The sequence below is a fragment of the Janthinobacterium sp. SUN026 genome, assembly GCF_030397625.1.
GTDB lineage: Bacteria > Pseudomonadota > Gammaproteobacteria > Burkholderiales > Burkholderiaceae_D > Janthinobacterium > Janthinobacterium kumbetense.
In genome coordinates this window covers 312847-327323 of record NZ_JAPQNU010000005.1, presented here as the reverse complement: position 1 = coordinate 327323, position 14477 = coordinate 312847, and the positions used below count along the sequence as shown (strand labels likewise).

Here is a 14477-nt window from a genome sequence, read left to right as displayed (position 1 = left end):
GAGAATGTGTGAAGGACCTCGCCCCCGCCCTGCCAGCCGATCCGGCCGACCAACCCGCCAATCCCTCGCGCCGGCGCATTTTCCAGGCCGCTTCCGCAGTCGGCCTGGCCGCCAGCCTGCCCGCGCTGGCCGACGCCGCGCCAGCCAGGAAAACCATCGCCAAGGGTTCGCTCGACGCGAAACTCAAGGCGCACGTCAAGAACGTGGTCGTGATCTACCTGGAAAACCGCAGTTTCAACAACCTGTTCGCCAACTTCCCCGGCACCAGCGCGCCCCTGTCCGCCGTCACGGCGGAACAGGCGCAGCAGCTGGACCGCGACGGCAAGCCGCTGGCCACCCTGCCGAAGATCTGGGGCGGCCTGGTGCCGAACCAGCAGAATATCGGCGGCATCGATTACCTGATCAAGGAAGACCAGATTTCCGGCCTGCCCAACGCGCCCTACAAATTGAGCGACGCGGCCGGCAAGCCCCTGCCCGAGAGCATCATCACGCGCGACCTCGTGCACCGTTTCTATAACAATCAGATGCAGATCAACGGCGGCAAGAACGACGGCTTTGCCGCGTGGGCCGACAGCGGCGGCCTGGTGATGGGCCATTACGGAGAAACGTCGAAAAACCTGAACCTGTGGCAGATCGCCGAACAGTACACCTTGTGCGACAACTTCTTCATGGCGGCCTTCGGCGGCTCCTACATGAACCACCAGTTCCTCGTGACGGGCCGCGCCAACGAATATTTCAATGCTTCCGAGACGGCGGCGAAGAAAAAGATCGCCGTGCTGTCAGACGGCCCGCAAGGCGTGCGCCTGGCCATCTCGCCCGACTGCCCCGCCTCCGCGCTGGACGGCAAGCCGAAATACGTCAACGACGGCGCCCTGACTCCGGACGGCTATGCCGTCAACACCATGGCGCCGCCATATCAACCGAGCTACATCCGCCCGGCCTTCGACGGCGACCCGCTGCACGCCGACCCGGCCGACGCGAATACGCTGCCGCCGCAAACCTATGACACCATCGGCGACCTGCTGTCGCGCAAGGGCGTCAGCTGGGCGTGGTATGGCGGCGGCTGGCAAGCGGCGCTCGACCACAAGGGCGGCGGCAGCAAGCCGAACTTCCAGTTCCACCACCAGCCGCTGAACTATTTCAAGCAGTTCGCTCCCGGCACGGCCGCGCGCGCCGAACACCTGCGCGACGGCGGCACGGGCGACAGCCCGATCTCGAACAAATTCCTCGCCGCGGCCGTGGCGGGCAAGCTGCCGGCCGTGACCTTCTACAAGCCGCAAGGCAACCTGAACCTGCATGCGGGATATTCGGACATCGAGTCGGGCGACCAGCACGTGGCCAACGTCATCCAGCATCTGAAGGAATCGCCGCAGTGGAAAGACATGATCGTGGTGATCACGTTCGATGAAAACGGCGGCTGGTGGGACCACGTGGCGCCGCCGAAGGGCGACCGCTGGGGGCCGGGCACGCGCATTCCCGCCATCGTCGTCTCGCCGTACGCGAAGAAAGGCGCCGTCGACCACAGTTTTTATGACACGACGTCGATCCTGCGCCTGATCACGCGCCTGCACGACTTGCCGCTGCTCGAAGGCCTGAAGGTGCGTAATGACGCGTTCGCGTCACGCGGCGCGCTGCCGCCGGGCGACCTGACGGGTGCGCTGAGCTTCCGCTAAGCCCCACACAGTGCGGCACGCCTGTGATACACTGCGTGCCGCACTTAAATCCGCAGGACAAGTTTTCCTGCAGGTTATCCCAACAATGAGCCCGACTCCAGTAGCCGGGCTTTTGTTTTGTGGATGAAGTTAAAGCGTATAGACATAGGCGGGCAGCACCTTGCCCGCCCCCTGGCCATCGCAAGCCAGGGACAGAGGTTAGCAAATGAGAGATAAAAAAGACAACGCCACCATCGACTTGCCCGGCTTCGGCCCGCCGCCAGCGCCCGAGGCGCCAGAGCCGGCGCCGGAACCGCAGCGCCGCACGCGCGCGCGCAAGGTGGCCTTGAAGCAGGTGCAGCTCGAATTGCTGGAGCCGACCGATGCCACGGGCCTGCCCGTGTGGACGCGCGACGCCGGCCTCGATCTGACCGGCTTGCCCATCTGGGCGCCCGACAATTAACACCCCATGCCGGCGGCCGTTTGCCGCCGGCTTCCACACCACCATCCGCACAAGGGCGTAGAACGCCTGTAGACTGTGCCCATCCACCCGCTTTTTACCGGCTCCGCCCCTATGAACACCACCACTGACACCACCACTTCCTTTGCCAGCCTGCCGCTGACGCCCGCCTTTTTGGCCAACCTGGATTCGCTCGGCTACCACGAGATGACCACCATCCAGGCGCAAAGCCTGCCGGCGGTGCTCGATGGCCGCGACCTGATCGCCCAGGCGAAAACAGGCAGCGGCAAGACGGCCGCCTTCGGCATCGGCATCCTGCACAAGCTCAATCCGGCCTGGTTTGCCGTGCAAGGCCTGGTGCTGTGCCCCACGCGCGAACTGGCCGACCAGGTGGCCAATGAATTGCGCCGCCTGGCCCGCGCGGCCGGCAACATCAAGATCCTGACCCTGACGGGCGGCGCGCCGATGCGCCCGCAAATCGCTTCGCTGGAACACGGCGCCCACATCGTCGTCGGCACGCCGGGCCGCCTGCGCGACCACCTGGGCCGCGGTACCATCAACCTGAATCACGTGCAAACGCTGGTGCTCGATGAAGCGGACCGCATGACGGACATGGGCTTTTACGAGGAAATCGCCGGCATCGTCAGCGCCTGCCCGGCGCGCCGCCAGACCTTGCTGTTCTCGGCCACGTATCCGGAAGACATCCGCCGCGCCACGGCGTCGTTCCTCGTCAACCCGCTGGAAGTGACGGTCGAAGCGCAGCACGACAACGACAAGATCGAGCAGCGCTTCTATGAAATCGGCTTCGACGAACGCAATAGCGCCGTCGGCAAGCTGTTGAAGCACTTCAAGCCGGAATCGACGCTGGCCTTCTGCAACACCAAGGTGCACTGCCGCGAACTGGCCGAAGAACTGCGCCAGCAAGGCTTTTCCGCGCTGGCCCTGTACGGCGAGCTGGAACAGCGCGAGCGCGATGAAATCCTCGTGTTGTTCGCCAACCGCAGCTGCTCCGTGCTGGTGGCCACCGACGTCGCCGCGCGCGGCCTCGATATTTCCGACCTGGGCGCCGTGATCAACGTCGACGTGTCGAAGGACACGGAAGTGCACATCCACCGCATCGGCCGCACGGGCCGCGGCAGCAAGAAGGGCCTGGCCCTGTCGCTGTGCGCGCCGAACGAGAAAAAATGGGTCAAGCTGATCGAGCAATACCAGAACAGCGCCGCCGAATGGCACGACCTGAAGGAACTGGCGGAAGATGACGGGATGGAAGCGCTGCCGGCGCCGATGGTCACCCTGTGCATCATGGGCGGCAAGAAGGACAAGCTGCGCCCGGGCGACCTGCTGGGCGCGCTGACGGGCGACGCGGGCCTCACCAAGGAGCAAGTGGGCAAGATCAACGTGTTCGAGTTCATGACCTACGTGGCGCTCGACCGCAAGGTGGCCGAAGCGGCCTTCAAGCGCCTCAACGCCGGTAACTCCCTGGGCCGCGATTTCGGCAACATCAAGGGCCGCAGCTTCAAGATGCGCTTTATCGAGGCGTAAGCCGCTGTAATGCCCGCAGGGCCGCCATGGCCCTGCACCCCGGATAATCGTCCCATGCGGGGTAGCGCCCGCGGTAGTAGCCGTTCCAGTAGCTGACGGCGCGCCGCTCCAGCGTATCCATATACGCGGGGTTCTCCCGCAGGTAGCGCGCCAGCGCCTGCGCATTCCAGGCCGGCAGCGCCGCCCCGATTCTCTCGACGATCTCCAGCACGTATTCACCGCACAGGTGCACGACGAAGGGCACCGTCCACGCCCGCTCCTGCAGCAACAGCTGTTTTAAACACGCTTCGCGCAGATGGCCATCGTGGTGGCGCGTGCCCAGGCACAGGGCGATCACGCCCGCGTCGCCGGGCAGCTGCGTACAGGCCAGCAATCGCAGGCGGTCGTAATACGTGCGCGTCGGGATCAGCAAGGCCTCTCCATCCTGGCATACGGCAAATGGCGGGTGTGCCTGGCTACTCCCCAGCGCGGGCAGCAGCTGCGCCACAGTGCCGGCCAATGCCGCCGGAAAGGCGCCTGCTTCAAGCATCGCGCTCCTCCTGGCACACTTTGCGCACGCCCAGCGCAGGTTTATCCACCTTTTCAAAGATCACATTCGAATACCATGCGGCAGGGTCGCCTTCGGTGGGCTTGCCCAGCGAAATATAGTAAGCGCCGTCGGTGAACAGGGCCGTGGTTTCCTTGCCTGGCGTCGCACCTTGCAGGAAGCCGGGCCAAGCCGCCTTGTCGACTTGATTAAAACGCGCGGCCAGCAGCGCCAACAGGCGCGCGTGCGAGGCCGGCGCATACGGGAACAGATACAGGTATTCGACCAGTTCGCCGCCCTCAGCCAGGCGCGTGACGGCGGCCGTCGCCGCATCTACTTCACCACCAAAACTGCACAGCACTCCGCCGCTGTAGGCGAAATCGATGACGGTCGCCGGCGCACACGCCTGCCGTTCGCGGTCGACGCCGACGGGCGGCAGTGCGCGCACTTGCGCCAGCAGCGCCTCGCTCGATGTAGCCAGCACGGGAAAACCGGGGCAGGCGCTGGCCGCCTGGACGGAGTTCGACAAGGCAAGGCAACAACTCAATAGCAGCAAACAACGCTTCACGGCAGCTCCAGTTTCATCAGGCGGCCATTATGCAGGACATCTTCACAAAGGCCGCGCCTGTTGCCCCTGCGGCGTATCGTCGATGTCATAGCCGGCCGCGCGCGCCAGTGCGCGCAAACGGTCCGCCTCGGCCCACTGGCGCTCCAGGCGGGCGGCAGCCCGTTCCGCCATCCACGCCTGCACCTGCTGCGGCACTTCCACCTGCGCCGGCTGCCAGGCCAGCAGATCGAGCCCCAGGGCCGTATCGAAGCGGGACATCGTGGCCTTTTTCACGCCGTCGGGCAGCTCGCTTTTCAGCAGCTCCCAGGCCACGGCCAGCGCGCGCGGGTAGTTCAGGTCATCGTTGACGCAGGCCGCAAAACGCGCCAGCCACGCGGGGTCGGCCTCGCCATCCGCCTGGTCCAGGCCATGCACGGTAGAGCGCAAGCGCGCCAGGCCGCTGGCAGCGGCGCGCAGGGCATCGTCCGTGAAATTGAGGCTGCTGCGGTAGTGGGCGCCCAGGCACAGGTAGCGGTAAGCCAGCGGATCGACGCCCTGCTCCACCAGGCTGTGCAAACGTAAAAAGTCGCCCGAGGATTTCGACATCTTCGCCTCCCCGGTTTTCAGGAAGGCGCCGTGCAGCCAGAAATTGGCCAGGCGCGTGCCGTGGCGCGCCTCCGTTTGCGCGATCTCGTTGCTGTGGTGGACGGCCACGTGGTCTTCGCCGCCGCAATGGATGTCGAAATACGCACCCAGGTGTTTTTCCGCCATGGCCGAGCATTCGATATGCCAGCCAGGGAAACCCAGGCCCCAGGGACTGTCCCACTCCATTTGCCGCTGGCCCGGCACGCCGCTGAACTTCCACAGCGCGAAGTCGCAGATGTCGCGCTTCTCGCCCAGGTCTACCCTCTTCCCTGCCTGCAGGCCGTCGCGATTCAGGCGTGCCAGTTTCCCATAGCTGTCCTGGCGCGTCGTATCGAAATAGATGCCGTCGTCCGTGTGGTAGGTATAGCCCTTCGCTTCCAGGTCGAGGATAAATGCGATCTGCTCCGCAATGTGGTCGGTGGCGCGGCACCAGACGGTGGGCGGCAGGATATTCAACTGGCGCAGATCGCCCTCGAACGCGCGGGTGAATTCCGCCGCGATATCCCAGGCGGACTTGCCGCTGCGGGCGCTGCGGGCCTCGACCTTGTCGTCGCCGCTGTCCGCATCCGACGTCAGATGGCCCACGTCCGTGATGTTCATCACGTGGCGCACCTGCAAACCGTTGAATTCGAGCGCACGGCGCAAGCCGTCGACAAACAGATAGGTGCGCAGGTTGCCGATGTGCGCGTAGTCATAGACGGTGGGACCGCAGGCATACAGGCCAGCCTGGCCCGGGGCGAGAGGGTCGAAGGGGCGCAGGCTGCGGCTATAGGTGTCGTACAGGTGTAGTGTCATGCGGGACTCTCGTGAACGCTGCGGAAAAAGAAAATGGCCACAGGTTTTTCAACACTGTGGCCATCGGAATGAGGAGTAAAAATTTAACGGCGCCGGGCCGCATCCTCACGAAGCCAGGTACACGGACACAGCGCAGCGGCGGCGCGGCGGTATGCAAGGACTGGATGGAAGATGGAAGAAATCATGAAGAGAATATCGCATGCGGGCCGGCTGGCCGTCAAGCCCGCCGGCGCCACTGTCTTATTTTTTCGCCTGCTCGATATGCGGCAGCAGCACCGTCAATATACCCAGCAGCGGCAGGTAGGAGCAGATTTTATACACATAGGCGATGCCCGACACGTCGGCCAGATGGCCCATGGCGGCCGCCGCGATGCCGGAGACGCCGAACATCAGGCCAAAGAAGATCCCCGCGATCATGCCCACCTTGCCCGGCACCAGTTCTTGCGCAAACACAACGATGGCGGAAAACGCGGAAGAAATGACGAAACCGATGATTACCGTCAATACAGCCGTCCAGAACAGGTCGACATACGGCAGCAGCAGGGTAAATGGCGCGGCGCCCAGGATGGAAATCCAGATCACGCGCTTGCGGCCGATGCGGTCGCCGATGGGACCGCCCATGAAGGTGCCGGCCGCCACAGCGGCGAGGAAGAGGAACAGGTACAGTTGCGCCGCGCCGATCGACAGGTGGAACTTGTCGATCAAATAAAACGTGTAATAGCTCGACAGGCTGGCCATATAAATGTATTTCGAGAACACCAGCAAGGCCAGCACGCCCAAGGCACCCATCACCTTGTTGCGCGACAAGTTCGGTCCATGGCCGCCCGCCTTCGGCTTGAAGCTGGCCAGGTGACCGCTATACCAGTGGCTGACCTTGTACAGCACGCCGATGGCCAGCACGGCCAGCAAGCTGAACCAGGCGATATTGCCCTGCCCGCGATTCACGATGACGGCGGCCGCCAGCAGCGGCCCCAGCGCGGAACCGACGTTGCCGCCCACCTGGAACAGCGACTGGGCAAAGCCGTAGCGTCCGCCCGACGCCATGCGGGCCACGCGCGACGCTTCCGGGTGGAAAGTCGACGAACCGACGCCGATCAGGCCCGACGCGATCAACAGGGTCGGGAAGGTCGAGACGATGGACAGCATCAGCACGCCGGCCAGGGTAAAGCACATGCCGACCGGCAACAGGAACGGCAGCGGACGGCGGTCCGTGTACAAGCCGATCCAGGGCTGCAGCAACGATGCCGTGCACTGAAACGTCAGGGTTATAAGGCCGACCTGGGTAAAGCTGAGTGAAAACTCGGCTTTCAGCATCGGATAAATCGACGGCAGTAATGCCTGGATCAAGTCATTGAGCAAATGCACGAAGGCGACGGCGCCCAGGATGTGCATGGCCAGACCGGATTGTTGTTGGGAACTAGGAAGCGAGGGCGCCGCCGGCACGGGCGTGGCCAATGCTGGGGCAGGTGTGGTTGTGTGCATGTCTCATCCGCAATAATCGGGCACGGCGGGCGGCCCGGCAAAGAAGCCAGTATAGTATGGTCACTGAACTGATAACTTCCAATAATCGTCGCCCAAGTGACAACCAAGAGACAAGCCCGCGCCCCACATGTACACCCAGCAACCCGCCCAGACCCATCCCGATGGCGTGCCATTCAGCCGCAGCACCAGCTCGCACGACTACCAGCACGTGCCGCGCCCCGTGACGGCCATGTCCAGGCAATATGCGGCGGGCGACTATACGGCGCCGCACAGCCACGTGCGGGCGCAGCTGCTGTATGCGACGGAAGGCGTGATGCGCGTCTCCACCGAGCACGGCGTGTGGATATTGCCGCCGCGGCGCGCCCTGCTGATCCCCGTGGGCGTGGTGCATGAAGTCCACATCTTGAGCGAACTGAGCATGCGCACCGTGTACATCGACGCGCAGGTGGCCGCCCCGTATGGCGCCGATTGCAAGGTGCTGGAAGTGAGCCGGCTGTTGCGCGAGCTGATCCTGGCCTTGCTGGCCGAACCGATCGAATATGCGCTGGCGGGCCGCGGCGACTGGCTGGCGCATTTGATCCTGTCGGAGCTGACGGCGGCCGATACCGTACCCATCGCCATCCCCTGGCCGCGCGACCGGCGCCTGGTGGCCGTCTGCTCGGCCATCATGAGCGCGCCCGGCAGCCGGCGCAGCATCGAGGACTGGGCGCAGGACGCGGGCGCCAGCGCACGCACCCTGATCCGCTTATTCCCCAAGGAAACGGGCTTGCACTACCGCCAATGGCTGCAGCAAGTCCACCTGGCCGAGGCCTTCTGCCGCCTGGACCGGGGCGAAGGCGTGGCGGCCATCGCCTATGCGCTGGGCTACGCCAGCCCCAGCGCCTTCAGCGCCATGTTCCGCCGCATCCTGGGCCGTACGCCGCAGCATTACCTGAGCGAGTGGCGCGCCGCCGACTAAACGAAAAAGCAGCCCGCGGGCTGCTTTTTTACATGTTCAAGCTGATTCTTTTTCGCCAGCAATCAAGCGATAGGCCAGCGCGCCCAGCAAGGCGCCGATGATGGGTGCCAGCCAGAACAGCCACAGCTGGCTGGTGGCCCAGTCGCCCACGTACAGGGCCACGCCCGTGCTGCGGGCCGGGTTGACGGAGGTATTCGTGACGGGAATGCTGATCAGGTGGATCAGGGTCAGCGCCAGGCCGATCGGCAGCGGGGCGAAGCCGGCCGGTGCGCGCTTGTCGGTGGCGCCCAGGATGACGATCAGGAAGAACATCGTCAACACGATTTCAATGACCAGCGCCGACAGCATCGAATAGCCGCCCGGCGAATGGGCGCCGAAGCCGTTCGAGGCAAAGCCCTTGCTGACATCGAAACCGGCCTGGCCGCTGGCGATCACGTACAGCACGCCGCCGGCCACGATGGCACCCAGCACTTGCGCAATGATGTATGGCAACAGTTGATTGGCGGGGAAGCGGCCGCCGGCCCACAGGCCGATCGAGACGGCAGGATTCAGGTGGCAGCCCGAGATGTGGCCGATGGCATAAGCCATGGTCAGTACCGTCAGGCCAAATGCCAGCGCTACGCCGGCAAAGCCGATGCCAAGGCCGGGAAAGGCGGCGGCCAGCACGGCGCTGCCGCAACCGCCGAAGACCAGCCAGAACGTGCCGAGAAATTCGGCGCCATATTGTTTCATGATGTATTCCTTTAAAGTGACGAGAAAACGTGCCAGGGACGACCAATCGGACCGCTCACCACCTTTGCCCCGCCAGGTAGCGACGGCAAAGCACAGCACCAGCAACGCACCGCTGCGTAAGCTGCAGAGCGCGCATAATGACATGATGTCATTATCAATGCAACATTATTGCGTACAATAATGTTAATAGTCCTCTTGACACCTAAAGGTTGTTTTGATAATTCTCACGCCGCAGGACGGCGCATGTACTTGTGCGGCGCCTCCAGTGGCGCAAAACCAAAGCTTGCATACAGGCCATGCGCGTCATCGGTGCCCAGCATCCAGACGACATCGCGCACACGCGCATCGCCGAGCGCGGCGGCCACGATCTGCTTGCCATAGCCGCGCCCCTGGTATTGCGGCAGCACAAACACGTCGCGCAGGTAGGCAAAATCCGTGTAATCGGTGATGACCCGGGCGAACGCCACTTGCTGGCCATCCACATAACCGCCGAAACACAGTGCGTTGGCGATGCCCTTGCGCACCGTTTCCAGCGCCACGCCGCGCTTCCAGTACGACTGCTCGCTCAGGTAGCGGTGGATCATGGCCACGTCCAGCTCGCCGCGTTCGCTGGAAATGCGCAGTGGCGCGTGCATCAGTTCTTGAACAACAGGTCGGCTTCGGCGATGCTGGGTTCGCCGAAGTAGACGGTGCGTGAGCCGCCCTTGCCATCGCTGCCGATATACACGCCCGTCATGCTGCGCTCGGCCGGGTCGTACAGGATGGAGTAGCGGTGGCCGCAATTGTGCGGTTCGCAGACACTGCTCAGCAGACGCGCCTTGCCGTCGATCTCGACGGGCTTGAGCGGACTCGCCACACCATTCGGCACCCAGCGCTGCCGCTTCAGGCCAGCCTTCTTCAGGCCGATATTGAAGGCCTTGCGAAAGGCGTAGTCCGCCTTGTAGACGTCGGGGAAGTACGGGCAGGTGTGGCCGCCGTCGCAGCTTTGCGCCTGCTCGATCAGCGACAGTTGCGGCGTACGCGCGTGCGCCGGCAGGGTGGCCAGCGCCACGGCGGCGCCCAGGAACAGGGGCAGGAACAAACGTGCGGACATGCAATCTCCTAAAAGCATACAGTAATGCGGGCAGCATAGCAGAATGGCATGCTTGTGCGCCCGTCTCAGGGAGAACAGCGGATACCGACGACCCCGTTGACTTTGCCTTCCGCCCATCCCGTCTCGCGCCAGCGGTACACGCCGGGCGCGACGATGATCAACTGCCACTCCACCAGCTTGCCAGCGGCATTGAGGCGGGTTTCATTGTCATAGCGCAAAGTCAGGCTGTGCTCCGTTTCCGCCACCACCGTCGCGGCAAAGCGGTTGGTTTCCCCCAGCTTGCTTTTCCACGTCCGGTCGCTGAAGATCGCCAGCCGCTGATGATCGTCAGACAGCTGCATGCGCGTAAAGTGCCGCGCTTCTTCGCAAACGCTATTCGTATTGACGCTGTCGGACCAGCTGCCAGACAATTGCGCGGCATCAAAAGGAGTCGGAATGGCCGTCACGGCCGCAGTCAGCAGCAAGGTTGCAAGCATAGTTTATCGAAAGAAAACGAAAAAAATCATCATGGCAGGCGCAACGCCAGGGTAATGCTCGACGGCAACGCTGGCGTGCGCCGGTGCAAAGTCGCCTGCTCATAGGCATACGCCATCGCAATGAGTTGCATGTCGCCGTGCGCAGGGCCGATGAAGGACAAGCCGACCGGCAAGCCCCCGGCCACGCCGGCCGGCACCGTAATATGCGGCAAGGCCGACGGCGCCTGCGCCACGCCATGGCAGGTGGGCCCCACCAGCGCATCGAGGCTGTGCGAGCCCAGCAGCGCTTCGATGCCGCCGGGTTCGGGCGCGGGCGGCATCTCGATCAATTCCGCCCCCTGCTCGCGCAACGCCAGCAGCGCCTGCCCGATCACGGCATCGGTCCCGGCGCACAGGCCGAACAGGCTGCGCGCCACGCCGATGCGGCGCCCATGCAAGCCGGCGGCATCCAACACCACGCCATCGGCCAGGCGTTCGCCGCTCAGGGCCGCGAGCAGCCAGGCCGCCTCGCGCACGCTGGGCGCCATCGGTCCGGCCGTGGCCGGCTCGCCGCCCTGCCCCGCGGCAGTCCTGCCCGTGGGTTTGATGGCGACCAGGCCGCAGTTTGAAGCCGGCGCGACGATGGAACCGTCCGCCGCGCTGTCGACGGCGAGGATGGTCAGCCCGGCCCAGCTGGCACTCGCATGCGGTACGCTGACGGCGGCCCATTGGCGCAAATTGCTTTTGCCGATGATGACGGCGCCGGCCGCGCGCAAGCGCGCCGCCACAAAGGAATCGCAGCTGGCATGCGTGGCCAGAGGCGCCTGCGTGCGCGTCTTCATGCGGTCGCCCGTGGCGATATTGTCGCGCAAGACGACGGGAATGCCGTGCAAGGGGCCGCGCACCTTGTGCACCTGCCGTTCGCGGTCCATTTCCAGGGCGATTTTCAGCGCATCGGGGTTGATTTCAATGCCGGGATAGGCGCGCGCGCCGATGCTGCACAGGGAACGGATGCGCCCCAGGTACTGCGACGTCAGCGCATGGGAACTGAGTTTGCCCGCCTGCATCATCTGCTGTTGCGGCAACACGCCCGCATCGAGCAGATGGGCCATGGGACTGGCGGGCACCGTGGCACGGGCCAATACGGGACGCGCCACGCCCCGGGACGCGCCACTGCGTAACATCTGACTGCGCTGCATGCTATCTCCAGGAAACTTCAATGTTTCTACCGCAATAATGTTGTAGCCATAGCATAGCAGTCCTTGCAACACAATTGTTGTTGAAGGGAATTATTTTTTAAGCAAAAAAAACGCCGCCCGAAGGCAGCGTTTCTTGGTGATCAAGCACTGAGGCAAACCAGACCGGCATCTGCCGGGCCATGCGCGCAGCGCAGTGCAAGAATCTATCAGTTGCGTACGACACGCTTGTATTCGTTGGTACGGGTGTCGATTTCGATGACGTCGTCCTGTGCCACGAACAGCGGCACTTGCACGGTGTGGCGGTGTGCGTCGATGGCGTTTTCGATCTTGGCTTCTTTCAGGACGTTGCCCGAAGTATTGCCCTTGACCGCTGGCTCCGAGTACACCACTTGACGGGCGATGGTCGTAGGCAGTTCAACGGAGATAGCTTTGCCGTCGTAGAAAATGGCTTCGCATTCCATGCCATCTTTCAGGTAGTTCAGCGCTTCGCCCAGGTTTTCTTCTTCGATTTCGTACTGGTTGTACTCGGTGTCCATGAACACGAACAGCGGGTCGGCGAAGTACGAATACGTCACTGGCTTTTTATCCAGAACAACAACGTCAAACTTGTCGTCGCCGCGGAACACGTTTTCCATCGGGGTGTTCGTCAGAAGATTTTTCATCTTCCATTTGTAGGTGAAGCCCGTGCGGCTCGAACCGTTGACATCAGAACGCAACACGATCATTGGCTTGCTGTCGACCATGATGATATTGCCAACACGAATTTCTTTTGCGGGTTTCATAGGAATGTACGTAAAAAGTGGGTTGCATGAAGACCATCTGCCGCCTGTGCGCCATCGGCGCCGCAAGCTTGCGTTTGATCGGTTAAAAATACGTTAGAAATAACCGGGCATTTTACCTTAATTTTTGGCAAGCGCCTATCTCGTCGCGCCAGCGAACGCCAGCAGGTTACTTGCCAGATCGCCATTGGCCTGCATCTGCCGCTGCCAGGCCTGCGCGCGCGCCCGGATGCGCGGCAGGTCGGCTTGCAGAGCGGGCCACAGCTGCGCCCATGGCAAGGCATCCGCGCTGGCGCCATTCCAGGCCAACGCCGCCTGCACCAGGCTGTCGATGGCGCCGTCCGCATCCACCGCATAGCGCTGCAGGAAGGCGCGCAATTTCACGTGATGCAAGTTTTCATCCTGCAGATAGATATGCCAAAGAAACGGCTGGCCAGCCCATTGGGCGCGCACGAAGGAATCCTCGCCGCGCACGAGATTGACGTCGCACGCCCACAGCAGGCGGTCGTAATCGTCTTGCGGCACGAACGGCAGCACGCGCACAGTGAGCGCGCCGCGCGTGCGCGCCGCACCGGCCAGCGCCGCATCGTCGCCGATAAACGCCTGAACGGCATCGAACGCGACGCCTTCCGGCACCAGGCACGTCACGGGCTCGCTGCCCGCCTGCCAGGCCGCAAACAGCTCGGCGACCGGCGCGGACGGGTAACAGAACAGCGATATTTTCAAGGCGGACATTTCCGCCGCCGTCACGCCGAATTGCCCCAGGAATGCCGCCATGGCGCCCGCATCGGCCTGGAACGCCAGTCTTTTCTCGTCCAGCGCCGCTTCACGCAGCAAGCCGCCCGTCTTGTTCGTAAAACCGGGAAAGAAGAAGTGCTTGATCATGCCGTGGCGCGGCGACGTCAGCGCGTGGCAGCCCTCGACCCACTCTTCCGCCGTCAAGCCTTCCAGGTTCAGCCACACGGGATGCGGCGCGCACTGCGCCATGGCGGCGATATAGCCGGGTGGAATGTCGCAGGCAAAGAATTCGATGACGATGTCGGCGATGTCGGCGGGGGCGAACTCTCCCTCCTGGTCGCGCCAGTGGCGCACCGTGACGCCGCCGGCCTGCTGCACTGGCGCCGTCACGTCGATTTTCGGGCAGATACGCCGGAAACTCGGCAAGTCATCGACCCACAGGGTGACGGCCACGCCATGCTCGCCACTCAACTGCCGCGCCAGGCGCCAGCAAATGCCGATATCGCCGTAGTTGTCGACGACTTTGCAGAAGATGGCCAAGGTTGGCGCGCGATCGGTAGCTAATGGCATATTCAAAGGGGAAGAGAAAAATGTGGCATGGCAGCCCATAACAAAAAAGCCGCACTGTTACCAGGCGGCTTTTTTGTTGGCTGATTCAGCCGGTCTGGCGTCCCCAAGGGGATTCGAACCCCTGTACTCACCGTGAAAGGGTGATGTCCTAGGCCTCTAGACGATGGGGACAGAAAATCTGTCCTGAATGCACTATTCCGCATCCCGACCTGTTACTGCTTGCGAATCTGGCGTCCCCAAGGGGATTCGAACCCCTGTACTCACCGTGAAAGGGTGATGTCCTAGGCCTCTAGACGATGGGGAC

At 63.3% G+C, this 14477-nt stretch carries 15 protein-coding genes and 2 tRNA genes; 4 read left to right on the top strand and 13 right to left on the bottom strand.

Going from position 1 to position 14477, the window contains the following annotated elements:
• The first annotated feature begins 8 nt into the window (after positions 1-8).
• The 3 genes from OX459_RS22450 (at position 9) to dbpA (ending at position 3654) form a co-directional block, all read left to right on the top strand.
• Positions 9-1673: an acid phosphatase gene (locus OX459_RS22450; protein ID WP_099664729.1), complete on the top strand. Its 1665-nt coding sequence runs from the start codon at positions 9-11 to the stop codon at positions 1671-1673.
• Between the two features lie 205 nt (positions 1674-1878).
• Positions 1879-2115: a hypothetical protein gene (locus OX459_RS22445; protein ID WP_251351821.1), complete on the top strand. Its 237-nt coding sequence runs from the start codon at positions 1879-1881 to the stop codon at positions 2113-2115.
• Positions 2116-2226: 111 nt separating this feature from the next.
• Positions 2227-3654, top strand: a complete 1428-nt coding sequence (gene dbpA, locus OX459_RS22440; RefSeq protein WP_289906604.1) for an ATP-dependent RNA helicase DbpA — start codon at positions 2227-2229, stop codon at positions 3652-3654.
• Here dbpA and OX459_RS22435 read toward each other — a convergent pair.
• The 4 genes from OX459_RS22435 to OX459_RS22420 all read right to left on the bottom strand — a co-directional run bounded on the left by OX459_RS22435 (position 3641) and on the right by OX459_RS22420 (position 7559).
• A complete protein-coding gene (locus OX459_RS22435; RefSeq protein WP_289906603.1) occupies positions 3641-4183 on the bottom strand; it encodes a hypothetical protein in 543 nt (180 codons plus the stop codon). The two genes, dbpA and OX459_RS22435, sit on opposite strands and share 14 nt — an antisense overlap.
• Complete coding sequence (locus tag OX459_RS22430) at positions 4176-4709, bottom strand: hypothetical protein (protein ID WP_289906602.1); 534 nt, start codon at positions 4707-4709, stop codon at positions 4176-4178. Before OX459_RS22430 ends, OX459_RS22435 begins: the two co-directional genes overlap by 8 nt.
• Before the next feature lie 81 nt (positions 4710-4790).
• The gene (gene cysS / locus OX459_RS22425; RefSeq protein ID WP_289906601.1) at positions 4791-6167 is read right to left on the bottom strand and encodes a cysteine--tRNA ligase; all 1377 of its coding nucleotides are present in this window, start codon (positions 6165-6167) and stop codon (positions 4791-4793) included.
• A 240-nt stretch (positions 6168-6407) separates the two neighbouring features.
• Positions 6408-7559: an MFS transporter gene (locus tag OX459_RS22420; RefSeq protein ID WP_218965341.1), complete on the bottom strand. Its 1152-nt coding sequence runs from the start codon at positions 7557-7559 to the stop codon at positions 6408-6410.
• A gap of 217 nt (positions 7560-7776) precedes the next feature.
• Here OX459_RS22420 and OX459_RS22415 point away from each other — a divergent pair, with 217 nt between their 5' ends.
• Positions 7777-8607 (top strand): helix-turn-helix transcriptional regulator, encoded by an 831-nt coding sequence (locus OX459_RS22415; protein ID WP_099664735.1) that lies wholly within the window; start codon positions 7777-7779, stop codon positions 8605-8607.
• 36 nt (positions 8608-8643) lie between these two features.
• Here OX459_RS22415 and aqpZ read toward each other — a convergent pair whose 3' ends face one another.
• The 9 genes from aqpZ to OX459_RS22370 form a co-directional block, all read right to left on the bottom strand.
• Positions 8644-9339 (bottom strand): aquaporin Z, encoded by a 696-nt coding sequence (gene aqpZ, locus OX459_RS22410; RefSeq protein WP_289899133.1) that lies wholly within the window; start codon positions 9337-9339, stop codon positions 8644-8646.
• A gap of 224 nt (positions 9340-9563) precedes the next feature.
• Positions 9564-9974: a GNAT family N-acetyltransferase gene (locus OX459_RS22405; RefSeq protein ID WP_099664737.1), complete on the bottom strand. Its 411-nt coding sequence runs from the start codon at positions 9972-9974 to the stop codon at positions 9564-9566.
• Positions 9974-10432, bottom strand: a complete 459-nt coding sequence (locus OX459_RS22400) for an Ivy family c-type lysozyme inhibitor (protein WP_289906600.1) — start codon at positions 10430-10432, stop codon at positions 9974-9976. The genes OX459_RS22405 and OX459_RS22400 overlap by 1 nt, the downstream gene beginning before the upstream one ends.
• A 65-nt stretch (positions 10433-10497) precedes the next feature.
• Positions 10498-10908: a hypothetical protein gene (locus OX459_RS22395; protein WP_289906599.1), complete on the bottom strand. Its 411-nt coding sequence runs from the start codon at positions 10906-10908 to the stop codon at positions 10498-10500.
• Between the two features lie 29 nt (positions 10909-10937).
• On the bottom strand, positions 10938-12086 hold the full coding sequence (locus OX459_RS22390; RefSeq protein ID WP_289906597.1) for an amidase family protein: 1149 nt from the start codon (positions 12084-12086) through the stop codon (positions 10938-10940).
• A gap of 206 nt (positions 12087-12292) precedes the next feature.
• The gene (locus tag OX459_RS22385; protein WP_034758247.1) at positions 12293-12868 is read right to left on the bottom strand and encodes an elongation factor P; all 576 of its coding nucleotides are present in this window, start codon (positions 12866-12868) and stop codon (positions 12293-12295) included.
• Positions 12869-13003: 135 nt separating this feature from the next.
• Complete coding sequence (earP, locus tag OX459_RS22380) at positions 13004-14173, bottom strand: elongation factor P maturation arginine rhamnosyltransferase EarP (RefSeq protein ID WP_289906596.1); 1170 nt, start codon at positions 14171-14173, stop codon at positions 13004-13006.
• Between the two features lie 95 nt (positions 14174-14268).
• Positions 14269-14344 (bottom strand) — tRNA-Glu (locus tag OX459_RS22375).
• Between the two features lie 57 nt (positions 14345-14401).
• A tRNA-Glu gene (locus OX459_RS22370) sits at positions 14402-14477 on the bottom strand.

What these genes read in the sequence shown, in the direction of transcription:
- OX459_RS22435 (WP_289906603.1), bottom strand. Translation starts at nt 4,183, where the DNA reads ATGCTTGAAGCAGGCGCCTTTCCGGCGGCATTGGCCGGCACTGTGGCG.
- OX459_RS22395 (WP_289906599.1), bottom strand. Translation starts at nt 10,908, where the DNA reads ATGCTTGCAACCTTGCTGCTGACTGCGGCCGTGACGGCCATTCCGACT.
- OX459_RS22385 (WP_034758247.1), bottom strand. Translation starts at nt 12,868, where the DNA reads ATGAAACCCGCAAAAGAAATTCGTGTTGGCAATATCATCATGGTCGAC.
- cysS (WP_289906601.1), bottom strand. Translation starts at nt 6,167, where the DNA reads ATGACACTACACCTGTACGACACCTATAGCCGCAGCCTGCGCCCCTTC.
- OX459_RS22405 (WP_099664737.1), bottom strand. Translation starts at nt 9,974, where the DNA reads ATGCACGCGCCACTGCGCATTTCCAGCGAACGCGGCGAGCTGGACGTG.
- dbpA (WP_289906604.1), top strand. Translation starts at nt 2,227, where the DNA reads ATGAACACCACCACTGACACCACCACTTCCTTTGCCAGCCTGCCGCTG.
- OX459_RS22415 (WP_099664735.1), top strand. Translation starts at nt 7,777, where the DNA reads ATGTACACCCAGCAACCCGCCCAGACCCATCCCGATGGCGTGCCATTC.
- OX459_RS22390 (WP_289906597.1), bottom strand. Translation starts at nt 12,086, where the DNA reads ATGCAGCGCAGTCAGATGTTACGCAGTGGCGCGTCCCGGGGCGTGGCG.
- OX459_RS22420 (WP_218965341.1), bottom strand. Translation starts at nt 7,559, where the DNA reads ATGCACATCCTGGGCGCCGTCGCCTTCGTGCATTTGCTCAATGACTTG.
- aqpZ (WP_289899133.1), bottom strand. Translation starts at nt 9,339, where the DNA reads ATGAAACAATATGGCGCCGAATTTCTCGGCACGTTCTGGCTGGTCTTC.
- OX459_RS22400 (WP_289906600.1), bottom strand. Translation starts at nt 10,432, where the DNA reads ATGTCCGCACGTTTGTTCCTGCCCCTGTTCCTGGGCGCCGCCGTGGCG.
- earP (WP_289906596.1), bottom strand. Translation starts at nt 14,173, where the DNA reads ATGCCATTAGCTACCGATCGCGCGCCAACCTTGGCCATCTTCTGCAAA.
- OX459_RS22445 (WP_251351821.1), top strand. Translation starts at nt 1,879, where the DNA reads ATGAGAGATAAAAAAGACAACGCCACCATCGACTTGCCCGGCTTCGGC.